This is a genomic window from Flavobacteriaceae bacterium GSB9 (assembly GCA_022749295.1).
In the GTDB taxonomy this organism is placed as follows: Bacteria; Bacteroidota; Bacteroidia; order Flavobacteriales; family Flavobacteriaceae; genus Flavisericum.
The window spans coordinates 2,086,400-2,105,752 of the sequence record CP062007.1; the positions used below are offsets into that span (position 1 = coordinate 2,086,400).

General features: G+C 37.7%; 16 protein-coding genes. 6 read left to right on the top strand and 10 right to left on the bottom strand.

All coding sequences use genetic code 11. The features are described from left to right. Nucleotides 1-21 precede the first annotated feature (21 nt). Together GSB9_01826 and GSB9_01827 are read left to right on the top strand one after the other, a co-directional pair. Nucleotides 22-771 (top strand): uroporphyrinogen-III synthase, encoded by a 750-nt coding sequence (locus GSB9_01826; protein ID UKM65263.1) that lies wholly within the window; start codon nucleotides 22-24, stop codon nucleotides 769-771. 138 nt (nucleotides 772-909) lie between these two features. Next, nucleotides 910-1,227 (top strand): hypothetical protein, encoded by a 318-nt coding sequence (locus tag GSB9_01827; GenBank protein ID UKM65264.1) that lies wholly within the window; start codon nucleotides 910-912, stop codon nucleotides 1,225-1,227. Nucleotides 1,228-1,264: 37 nt separating this feature from the next. Here the strand turns inward: GSB9_01827 and GSB9_01828 are convergent, their stop codons facing one another. The 3 genes from GSB9_01828 to GSB9_01830 form a co-directional block, all read right to left on the bottom strand. Further along, entirely contained in the window at nucleotides 1,265-3,430 is a 2,166-nt protein-coding gene (locus tag GSB9_01828; GenBank protein ID UKM65265.1) for a prolyl oligopeptidase family serine peptidase, read from the bottom strand. Between the two features lie 142 nt (nucleotides 3,431-3,572). After that, a complete protein-coding gene (gene pckA / locus GSB9_01829; GenBank protein UKM65266.1) occupies nucleotides 3,573-5,189 on the bottom strand; it encodes a phosphoenolpyruvate carboxykinase (ATP) in 1,617 nt (538 codons plus the stop codon). A 46-nt stretch (nucleotides 5,190-5,235) separates the two neighbouring features. Then, nucleotides 5,236-5,628, bottom strand: coding sequence for a DUF423 domain-containing protein (locus tag GSB9_01830; protein UKM65267.1), 393 nt, complete (start codon nucleotides 5,626-5,628; stop codon nucleotides 5,236-5,238). Nucleotides 5,629-5,733: 105 nt separating this feature from the next. Here GSB9_01830 and GSB9_01831 point away from each other — a divergent pair, with 105 nt between their 5' ends. After that, a complete protein-coding gene (locus tag GSB9_01831) occupies nucleotides 5,734-7,098 on the top strand; it encodes a saccharopine dehydrogenase NADP-binding domain-containing protein (GenBank protein UKM65268.1) in 1,365 nt (454 codons plus the stop codon). A gap of 175 nt (nucleotides 7,099-7,273) precedes the next feature. Next, nucleotides 7,274-7,744 (top strand): Lrp/AsnC ligand binding domain-containing protein, encoded by a 471-nt coding sequence (locus tag GSB9_01832; GenBank protein ID UKM65269.1) that lies wholly within the window; start codon nucleotides 7,274-7,276, stop codon nucleotides 7,742-7,744. An 89-nt stretch (nucleotides 7,745-7,833) separates the two neighbouring features. Here GSB9_01832 and GSB9_01833 read toward each other — a convergent pair whose 3' ends face one another. Further along, complete coding sequence (locus tag GSB9_01833; GenBank protein UKM65270.1) at nucleotides 7,834-9,378, bottom strand: glycine--tRNA ligase; 1,545 nt, start codon at nucleotides 9,376-9,378, stop codon at nucleotides 7,834-7,836. 101 nt (nucleotides 9,379-9,479) lie between these two features. Between GSB9_01833 and GSB9_01834 the strand changes: the two genes are divergently transcribed. After that, nucleotides 9,480-10,157, top strand: coding sequence for a ComF family protein (locus tag GSB9_01834; protein ID UKM65271.1), 678 nt, complete (start codon nucleotides 9,480-9,482; stop codon nucleotides 10,155-10,157). Between the two features lie 57 nt (nucleotides 10,158-10,214). Then, nucleotides 10,215-11,816, top strand: a complete 1,602-nt coding sequence (locus GSB9_01835) for an Ig-like domain-containing protein (protein ID UKM65272.1) — start codon at nucleotides 10,215-10,217, stop codon at nucleotides 11,814-11,816. Here the strand turns inward: GSB9_01835 and GSB9_01836 are convergent. The 6 genes from GSB9_01836 to radA form a co-directional block, all read right to left on the bottom strand. Then, nucleotides 11,809-12,588 (bottom strand): amidohydrolase, encoded by a 780-nt coding sequence (locus GSB9_01836; GenBank protein UKM65273.1) that lies wholly within the window; start codon nucleotides 12,586-12,588, stop codon nucleotides 11,809-11,811. The genes GSB9_01835 and GSB9_01836 overlap by 8 nt on opposite strands. 457 nt (nucleotides 12,589-13,045) lie before the next feature. Continuing rightward, a complete protein-coding gene (locus tag GSB9_01837) occupies nucleotides 13,046-13,570 on the bottom strand; it encodes a hypothetical protein (GenBank protein ID UKM65274.1) in 525 nt (174 codons plus the stop codon). Nucleotides 13,571-13,647: 77 nt separating this feature from the next. Next, complete coding sequence (locus GSB9_01838; GenBank protein UKM65275.2) at nucleotides 13,648-14,793, bottom strand: methionine aminotransferase; 1,146 nt, start codon at nucleotides 14,791-14,793, stop codon at nucleotides 13,648-13,650. 14 nt (nucleotides 14,794-14,807) lie between these two features. Continuing rightward, nucleotides 14,808-16,031 carry an L-2-hydroxyglutarate oxidase gene (gene lhgO, locus GSB9_01839; protein UKM65276.2) on the bottom strand — a complete coding sequence of 408 codons (1,224 nt, stop codon included), beginning with the start codon at nucleotides 16,029-16,031 and terminating at the stop codon, nucleotides 14,808-14,810. Between the two features lie 55 nt (nucleotides 16,032-16,086). Next, entirely contained in the window at nucleotides 16,087-17,859 is a 1,773-nt protein-coding gene (locus GSB9_01840; GenBank protein ID UKM65277.1) for a DNA mismatch repair protein MutS, read from the bottom strand. A 128-nt stretch (nucleotides 17,860-17,987) separates the two neighbouring features. Next, nucleotides 17,988-19,346, bottom strand: coding sequence for a DNA repair protein RadA (gene radA / locus GSB9_01841; protein ID UKM65278.1), 1,359 nt, complete (start codon nucleotides 19,344-19,346; stop codon nucleotides 17,988-17,990). Between the last annotated feature and the right edge of the window lie 7 nt (nucleotides 19,347-19,353).

A 19,353-nucleotide genomic window follows, 5' to 3' on the forward strand; every position in this document is an offset into this window, starting at 1 on the left:
AAGAAAAAACAGCCTACGCTTATGAAAGTGAAAACAATTTTAGTTTCTCAACCAGAACCAAAAATTGAGAACTCGCCCTATTTCGACTTACAAGAAAAGCAACGCGTAAAAATTGATTTCAGACCCTTCATTCATGTTGAAGGTGTGCCGGCAAAAGAAATCAGACACCAAAAAATTGATCTGAACAATTACACAGCCATTATTCTTACAAGTAGAAATGCTGTTGATCACTTTTTTAGAGTAGCTAAAGAAATGCGCTTTAAAGTACCAGATACCATGAAATATTTTTGCCAGTCTGAGGCTGTGGCCTACTACCTACAAAAATATGTGGTTTATAGAAAGCGTAAGATTTATGTAGGTAAACGTACATTTGCTGAACTTTCTCCATTAATAAAAAAATACAAAGACGAAAAATTCTTGCTTCCAAATACCGATAAGGTTAAACCAGAAGTGCCAAATACACTGGATGCTTTAGGAGTAGATTGGAAACAAGCCACGTTTTACAAAACCGTAGTTAGTGATTTATCGGACCTAGAACACGTAACTTATGATGTTTTGGTATTTTTCAGCCCTTCTGGAATTGAATCGTTATTTAAAAACTTCCCGGATTTTAAACAAAACGACACGAGAATTGCTGTGTTTGGAAACACAACTATTAAAGCGGTAAAAGAAAAAGGGTTGCGTGTAGACATTTCTGCTCCTACCCCAGAAACGCCTTCGATGACCATGGCTTTAGAAAAATATATCGAAAAAGTTAACAAAGGAAAATAGGTTTTTTATAAAAATAGAAAAGGGATGATTTATAAGCTAAATCATCCCTTTTTTTGTTTAAACCATTCTGAATTTGGCAAAACCAATCTAAAATAGTCGTATATTTAAAGAAATAACACGTTATAAAAAACTTAAATTATGAGAAAAAAAGCATTTTACATGATGGTTATGGCCATGTTGTTTGTGTTAGTTCCTGGCACGGTTTCAGCAAACGAAACTCCTCCTGTAAACCATGTTCGGGAAAAAACAGACGATATCCCTGAAGAAATAAAAATTATGATCGACAGAATCCATGAAATAAAAGACATGGACAAATCTGATTTAAGCCGAAGTGAAAGAAAAGAATTGCGCAAGGAAGTGAGAACCATAAAAAAAGCGGTTCGAGGTTCAGGAAACGGCATTTACATTTCTAGTGGGGCCATTATTATTATTTTACTTTTAATTATTATACTTTAAACAAAAAAGAGCGATTTAAATCGCTCTTTTTTGTTTTTCAATCCTTTACAGGTTTTTTTAACTTAAAATCTGGGTGTCCCGATTGCCAATAGAAAAATGCGAAAACGTTAGCAAAATTGTTTAATGCTTGTGTTAACGTAGTTCGGCCACCATGTCCCCCCTTAAAATTGGTTAAAAACAAAACTGGGGAATCTCCTTTATTGTCATGTTGCATTTTGGCAGCAAACTTGGCCGGTTCCCAGGCGCTAACTCTTGGGTCATTTATTCCTGCCGTAATTAATGTTGCCGGATAATCTGTATTAGGCACTAAACTGTGATAAGAATCCATGGCCAGAAGCCCTTTAAACTCTTCAATGTCTTTAACTGTTCCAAACTCGGGAATATTTATCGGGCCATTAGGTGTTTCTTCCATTCGAACAGTATTCATGGCTCCAACTAGGGGCGCAGCTGCAACGAACAAGTCGGGGCGTTCTGTAATAGACCGCCCTACTAAAATACCTCCAGCACTACCTCCAAAAATTGATATTTTATTGGGGTTGGAATACCCTTCTTCAATCAAATACTCTGCTGTTACTATGGCATCCTTCCATGTATTGGGTTTATTCAATTTTTGTCCCGCTTTATGCCATGCATCACCCAATTCACCTCCACCTCTTACATGAGGCACAACCAAGATACCATTATACAAAGTGTAAGCTAAAGTAATTGGGCTAAAAAAAGGAGAGGTTGAATTTCCATATGAACCGTAACTATAAATTACTGCTGGATTATTTCCATCTAATTTTATATTCTTGTTATAAACTAAAGATACGGGGACCATAACCCCATCATGGGATTTTACTTCAACTTCCTTAGCGATTAAGTTTTCCAACTCCGGATATTCTACAGGCGATGATAATTGTTGATGGGTAAACGTGTTTGTCTTTGGGTTGTACAAAAATCGTTTGCTTGGTGAAGTCCATCCCGAAATAGAAATCCAAACATGACTAAACTCACTTCCTTTGTTAGACACATAAGCTTGTCCGGCAGCAAAAGGTAGATCAAGCTCTTTTGCCTTGGTTTGTCCCTCCTCTAAAAAATAAACTTTGGCCTCTACACCGTTTTTAACTGTGGTATAATACAAGCCATCTTTGGTAACACTAAGACCTGTGATAATTTCTGAAGCTGATTCTTCCACTACAGTTTCTGCATTTGAAAACTCTGGTGATTCCAATGGCGCTTTAACTATTTTGTAATTAGGCGCATCTTTATAGGTTAAGTAATAGACATGTGTTAGACTAGTAGAACTGCCAATAACATCATCATTCCTACTTAAAACCAATTTCCATTCTTTAGATTCATCATTAGAGGCTTTAACAAATAACTTCACATCCTTATCGACAGAATTGGCATACAAGTAATCAGCATCGGAATACTTTGAATAAAAAACATAAGGGATTTCCAGTTCTTTGATACCTAAACCTTTATAATCGTTTTTTGAAAAAACAACTTGGTCTTCAGTTTGTTTATCTCCTATTTTATGAACAAATACCGATGTATAAATTTTTCGCTTCATATCAGAAACATTAGGCGAATTCAACTTGGTATAATAAAACGATTCTCCATCAGCTCGCCAAGAAACTCCCCTTGTCAATTCTAATACTTCTCCAAACTGCTCCCCTGTACTTTGAAATAAAAGTAACTCTGGGTTTTCAGAACCATCTGGAGCCACACTAACAGCTATTTTATCGCCTGCTATATTTGGTGAAATAGACTGGACAGTATACGTTTTCCCTCCTTCAACTTGATATGTTGTTGGATCAAAAAACAAGGTTTCAGTTCCTTTAAAACCATTCCGCTTATACATTTTAGCAATTTCTTCTCCAGGCACACGCTTTAAATAATAATATGTGTCGTCATCTGTAATTTGAAGATTAGATACCGAAGCGGCACGCCGTTCAACCAATTCCTTCATCTTATTGAACATATCTTCCTTACCTGAAATACTGTTGAGCACAAAATTGGCATAGTTGGCATTATCGTGCATCCACGAAAGTACCTGGGGGTCGTCTAAATTTTCTATGTACCGGTAGGGGTCTTCAAGCTTAACACCATGATAATTGTCAACAACCACTTTTTGGGGCAGCAACTCTGGCTTTGTCACATTTTGTGAGGCCATAAAACACGGTATCGCCAATAGGAAGGCAACAAAAAATCTACTCATAACCATAATTTTAGATATTGATTAATAGCTTACAATCAAGCAGCAATTTCAAGCGTAAAAAAAGATGTCCTAAATTACACAAAAACTATGAGTACATATTATAAGGTTTCGTTAATTATTTAAAAACCAAACCATAACAGTTTTAGAACGCGTAGCGCTGTGGCCCTCCTCGTCTAATTTCTTCACTACAATGGGCTTCAAATTTCTTAAAGTTATTTCTAAAAGCATTGGTTAGTTTAAAGGCTGTGGTATAATAGGCCTCATCGTCATTCCATGTGGCTCTGGGACTTAAAACACTTGTTGGCACACCAGGGCAGCTTCTGGGCTGGGCGACACCAAACACGGAGTGTATGTGGTAATCGTCGTAATTATACAAGCCCAAATCACCGTTTAAAACCGCATTAATCATGGCTCGGGTATATTTTAATTTCATTCTTGTACCAACACCGTAAGGGCCGCCTGTCCACCCCGTGTTTACCAACCAAACATTAACGCCCGCTTCAATCATTTTTTTGCTCAACATTTCGGCATATTTAGAAGGGTGAAGTGGCATAAACGGTGCTCCAAAGCAAGCCGAAAACGATGGCATAGGCTCCACAACACCCGCCTCGGTTCCTGCCACCTTTGCGGTATAGCCCGAAATAAAATGATAAGCCGCTTGGCTGGGCGTTAGTTTAGAAATTGGTGGTATTACTCCAAAGGCATCAGCTGTTAAAAAAAAGATGTTTTTAGGATTTTTTCCTATCGAAGGAATTTTAATATTTTCAATATGGTGAATGGGATAACTCACCCTTGTATTTTGCGTTATGGAAGTATCGGCAAAATCAACATTGCCCTTTTTGCCTAAAATGACATTTTCGAGTATGGCACCTTTTTTTATAGCATTATAAATTTCAGGTTCGTTCTCTTTTGAAAGATTAATAACTTTGGCATAACAGCCACCTTCAAAATTAAAAACTGTGTTTTCTGAGGTCCAACCATGTTCATCATCACCTATTAAACTTCTATTAGCATCGGTTGACAAGGTTGTTTTTCCTGTTCCGGAAAGCCCAAAGAAAATCGCTGTATCGCCCTGTTTACCAACATTGGAACTACAGTGCATGGGTAAGGTGTTCTTTTCAACCGGCAAAATAAAATTTAATGCCGAAAAAATACCTTTTTTAATTTCGCCAGTGTAGCCCGTACCACCAATAAGCGCTACCTTTTTGGTAAAATTCAAGATGGCAAAATTGTGCTGTCGCGTGCCATCTTCGTCAGCGTTTGCCCTAAAGCCCGGTGCATTTATTACAACCCATTCGGGCTCAAAACGTTTAATATCTTCTTCATTGGGGCGCAAAAACATGTTATAGACAAACTGATTGCTCCAAGGGTACTCATTAACTACCCTAATGTTCATTTTATAATTTTCGTCGGCACAGGCATAACAATCCCTAACAAAAACTTCTTTATTAGACAAATACTTAGCTACCTTGTCGTACAAGGCATCAAAAGCATCAGAATCGAACGGAATATTAATATTCCCCCACCAGATTTTATCTTTAGTAATCTCATCTTTAACGATAAAGCGGTCTTGTGGCGAACGGCCAGTAAACTCGCCCGTATTAACAGCCAAAGCTCCTGAAGCAGCTTCAACACCTTGCCCATTTTCAATAGTGATTTTGTGTAAATCGTCCGGAGACAGTTGATATCTTATTTTGGCATTTTTAATACCGTAATTATCTAATGAAATTGTTTTTGAAGTTGGATTACTTTTTGCCATAAGCTTTAATTTAAGAAGGTTATTTTAATAGCGACACGTGCTCAACTTAGCACTCAGTTTTCATTTTAAAAAAATTTACAATGAGCAAGCACCAAGACATAATGATTAATAGACCGCCAATTGGTGTAACCCAAGCAATGGTTTTAAAATCGAAGCCCGTTAAGCTATTTGTTGCCAACCCGTAAATAGAACCAGAAAATAATACAATGCCAGCTAAAGTTAAATAAAACAAAGTGTTCTTTAACTTTTTCTCTATAAACGCCACACTTCCAACAAATAGTAAAAAAAAGGCATGATATATCTGATACCTTACGCCTGTTTCAAAGGATTGTTGCGCCTCAACCGAAACCAAATCCTTTAAAGCGTGGGCGCCAAATGCTCCAAAAACCACACCTGTGGCTCCTACAACCGCACCTGTTAATAAAATTTTTTTATCCATTATAAATATATTATTCTCAATAAATACTTTTTTTGTTTGCTAATTTCGTAAAATTAATCCTTATTTTAGCGTTAAACTAAAATAAAAATAATTTAAGATTTTAAAATGCGACACATTTTGGTTATTGGTTCTGGAAAATCTACCTCGTATCTATTAAAGTATTTATTGGATAAATCGAGCGAGGAGCAGCTCTTTATTACTATAGCTGATTTGCACACCGATATGGCAAAAAATATAATTGGAAACCATAAAAATGCTAAAACTGTTACATTAGACATCTTTAATAAACCCGACAGAAAAAATGCCATTCAGGGCGCTGACATTGTAATATCTATGTTGCCAGCCCGCTTTCATATTTTGATTGCAAGAGATTGCATTCTTTTTAACAAAAACATGGTAACAGCCTCTTATGTAAGTCCTGAAATGCATGATTTAAACAAAGAAGCCGTAAAAAAAGGCCTCATACTAATGAACGAAATTGGCGTAGACCCCGGTATTGATCACATGAGTGCCATGCAGGTTTTAGACCGCATTCGAGATAAAGGCGGAAAAATTATTCTTTTTGAATCCTTTACGGGCGGCTTGGTAGCACCCGAAAGCGACAATAACCTTTGGAACTATAAATTTACCTGGAACCCCAGAAACGTGGTTGTGGCTGGGCAAGGTGGCGTGGCTAAGTTTTTACAAGAAGGGGCATACAAATACATTCCGTATAACCGGTTGTTTAGGCGCACCGAATTTTTAGAGGTTGAAGGCTATGGTCGCTTTGAGGCTTATGCCAATCGCGATTCGTTGAAATATCAAGACGCTTATGGGCTGGAAAATGTAAAAACCCTTTACCGCGGCACCATGAGACGTGTAGGCTTTAGCCGTGCTTGGAATATTTTTGTTGCCTTAGGAATGACTGATGACAGCTATATTATTGAAGACAGCGAAAACATGAGCTATCGTGATTTTGTTAATGCCTTTTTGCCTTATAGCCCTTCCGATTCTGTTGAACTTAAATTAAGGCACCAATTAAAAATTGAACAAGATGATATGGTTTGGGACAAACTTGTTGAACTCGATATTTTCAGCCACACAAAACGTGTTGGACTAAAAAACGCTACACCAGCACAAGTACTTCAAAAGATACTCGAAGACAAATGGACGCTCTCAGCAAATGACAAAGATATGATTGTCATGTACCATAAATTTGGTTTCCAATTGGATGGCAAAAAACATCAAATAGACGCCAATATGGTGGTTTTGGGTGAAAACCAAACCTATACTGCTATGGCTAAAACTGTCGGTTTACCCGTTGCCATAGCGGCATTAGCGATATTAAACGGAAAAATTAAGACGCCTGGCGTTCAAATCCCAATCATAAAAGAAGTTTACCAGCCTATTTTGGCAGAACTGGAAAACTACGGGATTGCTTTTAATGAAAAAGAAGTCCCTTATTTTGGGTACAATCCGTTGCACCAGTAGGTTTTATGGCGTTACCACAAGAGTCGGGCTAGCAACCTGTCTTGAACTAAGTCGAAAGACTTCAAGTCCGCGCTCACAATTCGCTATGGGCTTTTTACTGTTACCCCTAACGCAAATTATAACTTCAATTTAAAATCAAATCCATACTTTTATGCTTTAGATTGAAACACACAATATGGCCAAAAAACAAAAAACCTTAACCATCGATGGTATCGACAAAAAAATACTCCGCGCCTTGATGCAAGACGCCCGAACCCCTATTTTGGAAATTGCCCGAAATGTGGGCATATCGGGAGCGGCCATTCACCAACGCTTACGAAAATTGGAAAAGGCGAAACTTATTTCGGGGTCTAAATTTATTATCAATCCTAAAGTTTTGGGGTATTCCACGATGGCGTTTATTGGCATTTATCTCGACAAAACGGCCATTACCACCGATGTAGTCCGTGCCTTAAAACGTATTCCCGAAGTTTTAGAATGCCACTACACTACAGGCAATTACAGTCTTTTTATAAAACTTATCAGTTTAAACAATGCCCACTTGATGCATTTGCTCCATAAAAACATACTGACCATTGCTGGTGTACAACGCACCGAATCGCTTATTTCGCTGGACCAACAAATTGATAGGCAAATTCATATTTAAAATAGAAAACCCGAATATTGCTACTCGGGTTACTTTTATCTATGAGATGCTGAATCAATCCCGATAACTATCGGGACAGCATGGCAATTTTATTTCATTTTCATCAACCAATTGCGTACATCCACCTCTTTTTTGATGATGTCGCGTAAATCGTCAATTTTTACACGTTGTTGCTCCATAGAGTCCCTATGACGGATGGTAACTGTATTATCGTCCAAAGTATCATGGTCAACAGTAATACAAAATGGCGTTCCGTTGGCATCTTGCCTTCTGTAGCGCCTTCCAACGGCATCTTTTTCATCATAAATTATATTGAAATCCCATTTTAGGTCTTCCACAATTTGTCGGGCAATTTCAGGTAAACCATCTTTTTTAACCAATGGTAAAACAGCTGCTTTAACAGGAGCCAATACACTTGGTAATTTTAATACGGTTCTGGTTGTGCCGTTATCTAATTCTTCTTCCTGTAACGAATTTGAAAATATGGCCAAGAACATACGGTCTAAACCAATAGAGGTTTCCAACACGTATGGCACGTAGCTTTTATTTTCTTCGGGATCGAAATACTGTAATTTTTTACCCGAATACTTCTCATGCTGACTCAAATCGAAATCGGTACGGGAATGAATACCTTCCAATTCTTTAAATCCGAATGGGAATTTAAACTCGATATCGGCAGCGGCATCGGCATAGTGCGCTAACTTCTCATGGTCGTGGAAACGGTAGTTATCTTCTCCCATACCTAAACTTAAGTGCCACTTTAAGCGGGTCTCTTTCCAATGTTCGTACCATTCCTGTTGCGTACCTGGTTTAATAAAGAATTGCATTTCCATTTGTTCAAACTCACGCATTCTAAAGATAAACTGTCTGGCAACAATCTCGTTTCTAAAGGCTTTTCCAGTTTGTGCTATTCCGAACGGAATTTTCAATCGGCTTGTTTTTTGAACATTTAAAAAGTTAACAAAAATACCTTGAGCCGTTTCCGGACGTAAATACAAATCCATCGCACTATCTGCCGAAGCACCAAGTTTCGTTCCGAACATCAAGTTAAACTGCTTTACATCTGTCCAATTTTTGCTTCCCGTTAACGGGTCGGCAATTTCCAATTCTTCAATTAAGGCTTTTACATCGGCCAAATCTTCATTTTCCAACGATTTTGCCATCCGCGAAAGCGTCGTATCTATTTTTTCTTGATAACGCAATACACGGGGGTTTGTAGTAACAAATTCTTCTTTGTTAAAGGTGTCACCAAAACGTTTTTCGGCCTTGGTTACTTCCTTATCGATTTTGGCTTCAATTTTGGCGCAATAATCTTCAATAAGTACATCGGCACGATAACGCTTTTTTGAATCTTTATTATCGATTAACGGGTCGTTAAACGCATCAACGTGGCCAGAGGCTTTCCATGTGGTAGGATGCATGAAAATAGCGGCATCGATACCCACTATATTTTCATTCATCTGCACCATGGCACGCCACCAGTAATCGCGGATGTTTTTCTTTAATTCTGCACCGTTTTGTGCGTAGTCGTAAACTGCACTCAATCCATCGTAGATTTCACTACTCTGGAACACGTAACCATACTCCTTTGCGTGAGAGATTACCTTTTTAAATTGATCGTCTTGATTTGCCATGCTGCAAAAATAAAAAACCGCATTAAACTAATGGCTTTTTATTAAAAAATAAGTAGGTGTTAATTTTTTATTTAAGTTTACTGTTCAGCAACTTAAAACTAATGCTAAAATCTATCGTCAATCTATTTTTCCCTAAAGTATGTGTAGCATGCCAACATTTATTGGACGATAACGAAAACACCATTTGTATGGATTGCCGGCACGATTTACCGGTAACCCATTTTCATTTTGACGATAGCAAAGTGGTAAAAAAAGTACTGTACGGCAGAGCGAAAATTGAAAATGGCACGGCTTTGTTCAGGTTTGAAAAGAAAGGCAAAGTACAGCAGCTTATTCACAATTTAAAATACCGCGGACACGAAAACATTGGCCTTTTTCTTGGAAATTGGCTAGGCGGCGAGCTAAAAACGATTGAAGCCTACCAACAGGTTGATGTTGTTATCCCCGTGCCCATGCACCCCAAAAAGCTTAAAAAAAGAGGCTACAACCAAGTAACTAAATTTGGGCAACAAATTGCTAAAGCCCTAAACGTTGCATATAAAGACGACGTTTTGGTAAAAATCACCAACACCAAATCGCAAACCATAAAAAGCCGTTTTTCCCGTTGGAGCAGCAGCAACGAACTGTTTGCTCTAAACAATCCAGAAAGCATAAAAAACAAACATATCTTATTGGTAGATGACCTTATTACTACGGGCGCCACCATGGAAGCTTGTATTTCCGTTTTAAACCAATCCGAAAATATTAAAATTAGTATCGCTACCATGGCAATAGCCTAATCACTTGCTCGTTATATCTTTAATTTTACGTAGGTTTGTAAAAATTTAAAATTGTTGATGAACAAGACCCTTTTAAACATTTTTTTGGCCATTTTTATTGGTGTTATCTTAGCCAATTGTGCCAATCGTGGCAGGCCAGAAGGTGGTCCTAAAGATGTAACACCACCAAAAATTGTAAAATCTATTCCTGAAAATTATACCACCAATTTTAAAGGCGATGAAATTGAAATCTATTTTGATGAATTCATAAAGATTAAAGACCTACAAAAGCAGCTTATCATCTCACCACCCATGAACACCCCACCCAACGTAACCCCATTGGGCGGTGCCAGCAAATACATCACTATTAAAATTTACGATACGCTGCAACCCAATACCACGTATGCTTTTAACTTTGGAAACAGTATTACCGACAATAACGAAGGCAACCCATACCCGTACTATCGTTATGTATTTTCAACTGGCAATTACATCGATTCGCTCACAGTAAAAGGCAACATTGTAGATGCCCTTTTAAAACAACCAGAAACCTTTGTTAACGTGGCGCTTTACGAAGTAGATTCAACTTACACAGATTCTATTGTCTATAAAGATAAACCCAAATACATCACCAACACACTCGACAGTTTAACCACTTTTACCATTGAAAACATTAAACCAGGCACCTATAAATTGATTGCCTTAAAGGATAACAATGGTGACAATAAATTTCAACAGAAAGTGGATCAAATCGCATTTCACGAAGGCTTTATTGAGGTGCCTACCGATACGTCGTACACACTCAAGATTTTTCAAGAAGAATTAGATTTTCGAGCCACAAGACCAAGATTACTAACAGGTGAAAAAATTGCTTTTGGCTATGAAGGCAGTTACGAAAACATGAATATTGATATTTTATCGGAAACACCTTCCGAATTTGAATACCGCATAACCAAAGATGAAAAAACCGATTCGCTAATGTTTTGGTACAAACCAAGATTAGACGTTGACTCATTGAATTTTAAAGTTACCCACCCCTCGTTTGAAAAAGATTTTACGGTGCGTATTAGTGAACAAAAGCGCGACTCTTTGACCATAAAAGTGATACCCTCGGGCACCATTGCTATTGATGAAGAAGTTAAAGTTTCGGGTACAACACCATTTACCAAATTCGACAAATCAAAAATATCAATAATGGATAAAGACTCTACCTTTTTGGATTTCTCTACCCGTTTTGATAGTATAACCAACACTTATGCCTTTCAATTTGACAAAACGGAAGACAACAGTTATAAAATGCAAATCCTGCCGGAGGCCTTTACAGGATTTTTCGACCATAAAAACGATACCATAAATGTGTCGATGAAAACCAAAAAAGCATCAGACTTTGGCTACGTTAGGTTTACAATGGTCAATGCCGAGTTCCCTTTAATCGTGCAGTTAACCGATGCCAAAGGCAAAGTTCTTTATGAAGCTTATCCTAATACAGAAGAGCCAATTGACTTTTTGAATATCTCCCCAGGAACTTATTCCATAAGAGTCATTCACGACATCAACGGAAACCAAAAATTTGATACTGGAAATTATTTAAAAAAGATTCAGCCTGAAAAAGTAAGCTATTTTCAAGATGTTGAAATCAGGGCCGATTGGGGCATTCAAGAAACACTTCAGTTTAAATAATTTTAAACGCATCTCGGTCATCCAAAAACTTAAACTTATTTCTGTAGGCCTCAACATGTCTTTTTTCTAAAGTGATGGTTTCTATTTGTTCCTGCTTAGGCTCAATTGTAGTTATTTTATTTCCTAAAACATCATAGGCTGCAGAGTGGCCTGAATACTCAATATTTGTACCATCAACACCTACGCGGTTTACCCCAATACAATAGCTCATATTTTCAATGGCACGGGCTTGCAATAAAGTGTTCCATGCCGAAATTCGGGGTTTAGGCCAGTTGGCCACATAGATTAAAACATGGTAACCTTCAACATTTCTGGACCAAACGGGAAAACGCAAATCGTAGCATACCTGCGGGCAAATCTTCCAGCCTTTGTAATCGATAATGACTTGCTTAGAACCTGCCGTGTACACTTTATTTTCACCCGCTAAAGTGAAGGTGTGCCGTTTATTATATATCGAAATTTTTCCCGAGGGCTCTACAAACAAAAACCGATTATAGAATTTCCTTTCTTCCGAAATCACTAAACTCCCGGCTATAGCAGCATTTGTTTTAGTAGCCATTTGTTTCATCCACGCCACGGTATCGCCGTCCATAGGTTCGGCCACTTTTTCTGCATTCATGGTAAAACCTGTTGCAAACATTTCGGGCAGCACAATAACATCAATGGTTTGCGCAATACCTCTTAGCGCTACACCAAGGTTTTTTCGGTTTTGGGCAGCATCCTCCCAAGCCAAATCAGATTGCAGCAACGCTATTTTTAATTCATTTTGCAAGGTTGATTTATTTGAGTTTCCGTTGGGCTATTTCAGCTTTCATTTTTAGCTTATCAATTTTTGAAAGCCATTTTTCTTCGTCTTGAGGAGACAATTTACCTTTCTTTTTTAACTTATCGTACTTTTTGGTCGATTTTTCAAATTTCGATTGTGCCTTTTCCTTTTGTTTTAATGCTTTTTTGGCCTTTTTACTTTTTACGCTTCTTTTCTTCTACTTTTAGCTTTTTTTAAGTCTTTTTCAACTTTGTTGGCTGCTTTAATAGCAGCGCTTTTTTCAATGGTAGCCTGTTTAATCCGTTCTTCTAATGTTTCCGAAATATTATCTGTAGCATCAACACCATTTTTTAAAATACGCTCACCCTTAACCTCATAATTTACACCATCTACACGTACTTCTTGGGCGTTTGCCGCTAAAACAGTCGTTATGATTAATGCGAAATTAATATTAATTTAGGTTTCATTTTAGGTTCTTATAAATTTCGTTGGCTTTATTGAGTTCTTCTTCCAAATCTGCAAATCTAGCTTGCCATTTTTCTTCATCACGGGGTGATAGCTTGCCCTTTTCTTTAAGTTTGTTGAATCGTTCTTTTTTATCCTGCAGTTTTTCTTGTATTTTCAAGACTTCTTCACGCGCTTCTTCACGCGCTCCCATTTTTTCCTCCAACTGCTCTTGTTGTGCTTCAAGCTCCTCCTGCTTTTCTTTGGCTTCTTCGATAGCTTCCTCAACATCAGCTTGGTCTTTTTCTAATTCCTTTTGTTGTTTTTCAGCAAAACGCTCCGCTTCAAGCCGTTCGTTTAAAGTGCTTTTTATAGCTTGTTTTTCAGCTTCAGATAGTGTTTCAGAAATATCGCTTCCGTTTTGGTAGAAGCTGTTGTTCTTAACCTTGTAAACCGTACCATCGCCCATAATAACGCGTTCGCTACTTCCGCAAGACACGAAAATTACAATTGAAAATATGGCTATTAATTTTATAAATTTCATGATTTTATTTTGAAGGTTCTCTGTTAATTTAGACACAAAATCGCGAACTAGTCACACAGTTAACGGACTTTTAACATTTAGATACTGCATAGAATATCGGCAGCTTTTTTAAGGGTATCGTTGGTTTTTGCGAAACATAAGCGAAGTACTTTATTGTCCAGATTGTTAACATTAAAAACTGAAAGCGGAATGGAGGCGATTCCCTTATCTATGGTGAGGTGTTTTGCAAAATCTACGTCGTACTCGTCTGAAATTTTTGAATAGCCCAGCACTTGAAAATAGGTGCCTTTTGAAGGTGTGAATTGAAATTTAGAATCTTTTATTAAATCTAAAAACAAATCCCTCTTTTTTTGATAAAATTCAGAAAGCTTCAGATAATGCTTGGGGTTTTGCATATAATCAGCTATTCCTTTTTGTGTAGGGTGGTGAATGCAAAACACGGCAAACTGATGCACTTTTAAAAACTCGTCCATCAAATCTTTTGGCGCACAGCAATACCCCACGCGCCAGCCCGTATTATAAAAGGTTTTACAAAAAGACGACACCACAAAACTACGTGCCTTTAACCCTGGAAACAAGCAAGCACTTTGGTGTTGTTCTCCATCATAAATCATATGTTCGTAAACCTCATCGCTCAATACCAAAATATTGGTGTTTTCTGTAAGTTTTTGCAATTGCAACATATCGTCTTCAGAAAAAACTGTACCTGTAGGATTATGTGGCGAATTAATAATAATCATTTTAGTTTTTCGGTTAATTTTTTGCTTTACGGCATTCCAATCGACCTTAAAACCATTTGAAGCTTCCAATTGAATGAGTACAGGCACACCTCCATTCAGTTCCACATTAGGCTCATAACTATCGTATGCTGGTTTGAAAATAATGACCTCGTCTTTTGGCTTAACAAAGGTTGAAATGATGGTAAAAATAGCTTGAGTAGCCCCAGCTGTAACCGTGATTTCAGTTTCAGGGTGGTAACTTTCGCCATAAACCCGTTCTGTTTTTTTGACAATGGCCTTACGTAAGCCCTTGTGCCCACGCATAGGCGCATACTGATTGTGTCCCGAATTCATGGCCTTACTTACCAAATCGATTAACTTTTGGTCACTCTTAAAATCTGGAAAACCTTGCGACAAATTAATGGCATGGTGCTTTTCGGCCAAGGCACTCATTACGGAAAATATAGTTGTACCCACATGGGGCAGTTTTGATGAATGTTGCATATTTATAAAGATATTCAATCTAATTTGAAATGCGTTGCGGCCATTTCACAAATCTGGTCTCCAATGGCCAAGCAAGCCGTTGCTGCAGGCGACGGCGCATTAAGCACGTGAATGCTTTTACCATTAAATTCAATCCTAAAATCGTCTTGCATAGTACCATCTTCCTTGAGTAACATAGCCCGAACACCTGCACGACCAGGCTCGATATCACCCATACACAACGATGGAATCAAACGCTGTAAGGTTTTCAAAAACAATTGTTTTGAAAAAGCCCTATGGTATTCGTTAATAGCAAATTTTGTATGCTTAAACAACAAATTCCAAGTTCCAGAATATGAAAGTGCATCTATTGTATCGTTTAAGTTAAAATCGGTCTTACGATAACCTTCCCTTTTAAAAGTCAGTACAGCATTGGGGCCACATTCCACATCGCCGTTAACCATACGTGTAAAGTGAACGCCCAAAAATGGAAACGCCGGATTGGGAATTGGATAAATGAGATTCTTTACTTTTTCTTTCGCCTGCTCGGTTAAATTGTAATAATCGCCCCTAAAGCCCACTACTTTTTCGTTGAGTTTTACATTATCTTTTTTCGCCAATCGGTCGGCTTGTAAACCACCACAAAAAATAATATGTTTTGATTTATATTTATTTTTTGAAGTGACCACCAACGAGTATTCGGCCTGATGCACGCAAGCTTCAACCTTTTCACCCAAAACCAATTTACTTTCAGATTGTTTGGTTAAAACCAGCATTGCCAATTTTTCAGTGGTCGCCCTAAAATCAATGATACCCGTGCACGGCACCCAAATACCGCCAATACTTTGTACATGGGGTTCAATATCTTTTAACTGATGAGCATTAATTTTTTCAATCCCTTCGGTTTGGTTGGCCAGCCCGTTTCTAAAAATTTTATACATAAACGGCAGTTCACTCTCCTCAACAGCTGCTACAACTTTCCCGCAAACATCATGCTTAATATTGTACTGCCTGGCAAATTTTACCAATTGCTTTCGGCCATCAACACAATTTTTCGCTTTTTCAGAACCTGGTTTATAGTACAAGCCCGAATGAATGACTCCAGAATTATTTCCAGTTTGGTGATTTGCCAAACACGGTTCCTTTTCTATAAGCAGCAGTTTCAATTTAGGATATTTCAACTGAATTTTATAAGCCGTAGCTGCACCAACAATACCGCCGCCAACAATCGTTACATCATACATGTTTTCTGGTTTCAATGGTTGATTGATTTTTCAACCTTGAAAATACCAATAATTTCAAGAAGAAACGGCATCAAACAATATTCATCTTTTTTAAAAGAAAGGAAGCATTCATGTTTTTACAGACACCCTTTTTTAGAACATAATCAAAGTGAAGCTCATCGTTGATAATTTCGGCATCAAAATAATAGTTTTTTACCGCTTCCAATTCATCTTCAATTTTACATAAGCTTAAATCGTGTGTAGCGATAATTCCAGTCGCATTTGAAGCGACCAACTTTTCAACAAACTTACGAGAGCCAATGGCTTTATCGGTGCTATTGGTGCCTTTTAAAATTTCATCCAAAATAATAAAGTAGGGTTCTTTTTTTATGGCATCGACAATGTATTTTAATCGGGTGAGCTCTGAAAAGAAATACGAACTGTCGTCGGTTAGCGAATCGGTGGTTCGCATGCTAGTAATAAGTTTTACTGGTACATACTGACTTGATTTCGCACAAACGGGAAGCCCAACATTGGCCATAACAATATGCAGAGAAACAGTTCGTAGGAAGGTACTTTTCCCAGCCATATTGGCTCCGGTTACAATAAAGAATTGTTCGTTTTCGATAATTACATCACTTACAACACGTTTTTCTTTGCTCAATAGCGGGTGCCCCAATCCTTCGGCATTAATGGTCGTTCCTGCATTGGTAATTTGAGGAAACACAAACTCTGGGTGGTTGAACACAAAATTGCCCAGTGAATTATATGCATCGAAAAAAGCCACAACTTCAAACCAATCAGACACTTTTTCACCATATCGCTCAATCCATTTTTCAATTCGATAAGCGTTGCGCAAATCGGTTAAAAACCATCCGTTACCAAAAATGGCCCCGATAAGGTTATTTCGGTTATCCAAAGCATCCAACGATTTTGAAAATTGTTTAAAAATAGTCGATGCTTTTTCATTTTTAAGCTGAATTTGCTCCTGTTTTTCTATTAACAATTCTGAATTAAACGAAGCGTTCTCTATTAAATTCAACAGCGTCGCATATTTACGAAATGTATCTCTAACTTTATCGGTATTTAATGCGAGTGCGTTTATCTTTTTAAGGTAAGCCCCTGTAATACCAAGACCAATTATAAGCCAATATCCTATTATTGCCTGATTGGTTATAATCCCAGAAAATGTAAGTGCGAAAACAATTATTGACAAAATGCTAAAAACCATTGGCAGCCACACCATAATTTTCGGCAAAAATGGTTTATGGTTTTTCAACCAGTCTGCTATTTGATATGCAGGTGTTTCAACATGAACCAAACTTGATGTTGCCGCATATTTTTGTCGCCAATCTGTTTTTTTGCCCAATTCTTTTATGGCCTCTTGTCTTAAAACTATATGATATGTATTGTTTGCTTTTAGAGCATTAGCTAATTTTAGAGCACCCTCAGCAGTAGTTGTTCGATTTATAAATTGATAAAACGACCCACGCCCAAATAAATCAATATCCAAACTATAAAAATGATTGGCATCTTGGTATTGAAGTCCCTGATCGTTATCATAAAAATTACCTGAGGCTATTTTAATTTCGTTTTGATTGATAGCTACGAGCGCTTTGTTCAGCGCCCTTTGTCTTTTTAAGTCGGTATATTTTAACAGCAAATACACGAAAACAGCAAGACCTGAAATCGCGATAACCAGGACTAATTTCCAAGTACTAAAAAAAAGATAAACACCTAAGCCCGTGAGCACAAAAACCAATAAACGAAGCGTGCTTAAAAGCGTTATTTTTTTGTATAGTTTTTTTACTTCCTGTTGATAGGTATCCAAACAATTTTTATAGTATTCTATAGGGTTTTTCATTGTGTTTTTTGAATTCAAGAACAAGGTTAACCTTGTAATTTGGGAAATTAGGATATTCTCCAAAGAAACGAAAAAAGCCCTAAAAAATTTCAAGGCTAAGTTCTTTGAATTTTAAATAACGTCTAAAATCAAACAATTAAACGAACCAAATCTTCAATTTTAGAAATCAACTGGATTTTTATTGTTGGGTTTTTAAGAGCTATTTTATTGTATTTAGACACAAAAATGGTTGAAAACCCGAGTTTTTCGGCTTCCAAAATACGTTGCTCTACGCGTTGAACAGGGCGAACTTCGCCGGAAAGTCCAACTTCGGCCGCAAAACAAAAATCTTTTTGTAACGATGCATCCTCGTTTGAAGATAAAATAGCGGCCACAACGGCTAAATCTATAGCAGGATCATCAACGGTTATACCTCCGGTTATATTTAAAAACACATCTTTTGCACCCAACCGAAAGCCGGCTCGCTTTTCTAAAACGGCCAAAAGCATATTTAAACGTTTAGCATTAAAACCTGTGGCGCTACGCTGTGGCGTACCATAAACAGCGGTACTTACCAAAGCTTGTACTTCTATCATCAGCGGGCGCATTCCCTCTAACGTTGCCGCAATAGCGTTACCTGAGAGCTCTTCGTCTTTTTTTGAGATTAATATTTCAGATGGATTAGAAACTTCGCGCAAACCAGAACCTTGCATTTCGTAAATGCCCAATTCGTTGGTTGACCCAAAACGGTTTTTGTGCGCCCTTAAAATTCTAAACACATAATTTCGGTCGCCTTCAAATTGCAAAACTGTATCGACCATATGTTCCAAAATTTTTGGTCCTGCAATATGCCCATCTTTGGTTATGTGGCCAATTAATAAAACCGGTGTCGCTGTTTCTTTAGCAAATTTTATGAGCTCTGTAGTACACTCTTTTATTTGCGATATACTTCCCGAAGACGACTCGATATAATCGCTATGCAAAGTTTGAATAGAATCGATAATCACTATTTCTGGCTCTAAAACCTCTATTTGTTTAAAAACATTTTGAGTTTTGGTTTCGGTTAAGATATAGCAATTACTGTTTTCGGGATTAATGCGCTGGGCACGCATTTTAATCTGCTTTTGGCTTTCTTCACCCGAAACGTAAAGTGTTTTGTATGGGAGCTTTAACGCTATTTGAAGCAACAAGGTACTTTTTCCTATGCCGGGTTCACCTCCCAAAAGTGTTAATGAGCCCGGCACTATACCGCCTCCTAAAACACGGTTAAATTCGGCATCAAATGTATTTAAACGCGGCTCTTTTGAGGTATCTATTTCATTGATTCGTAACGGAACAGATTTTCTTTTTACTGTAGTGGTTGGCGATTTCCAGTCCGATTTTTCGGGTTTTTGCACCAACTCTTCTACAATGGTGTTCCATTCTTTACAAGCATTACACTGGCCTTGCCATTTTGAAAATTGTGTTCCACAATTTTGGCAGAAAAACGTGGTTTTAACTTTTGCCATTCGGTTT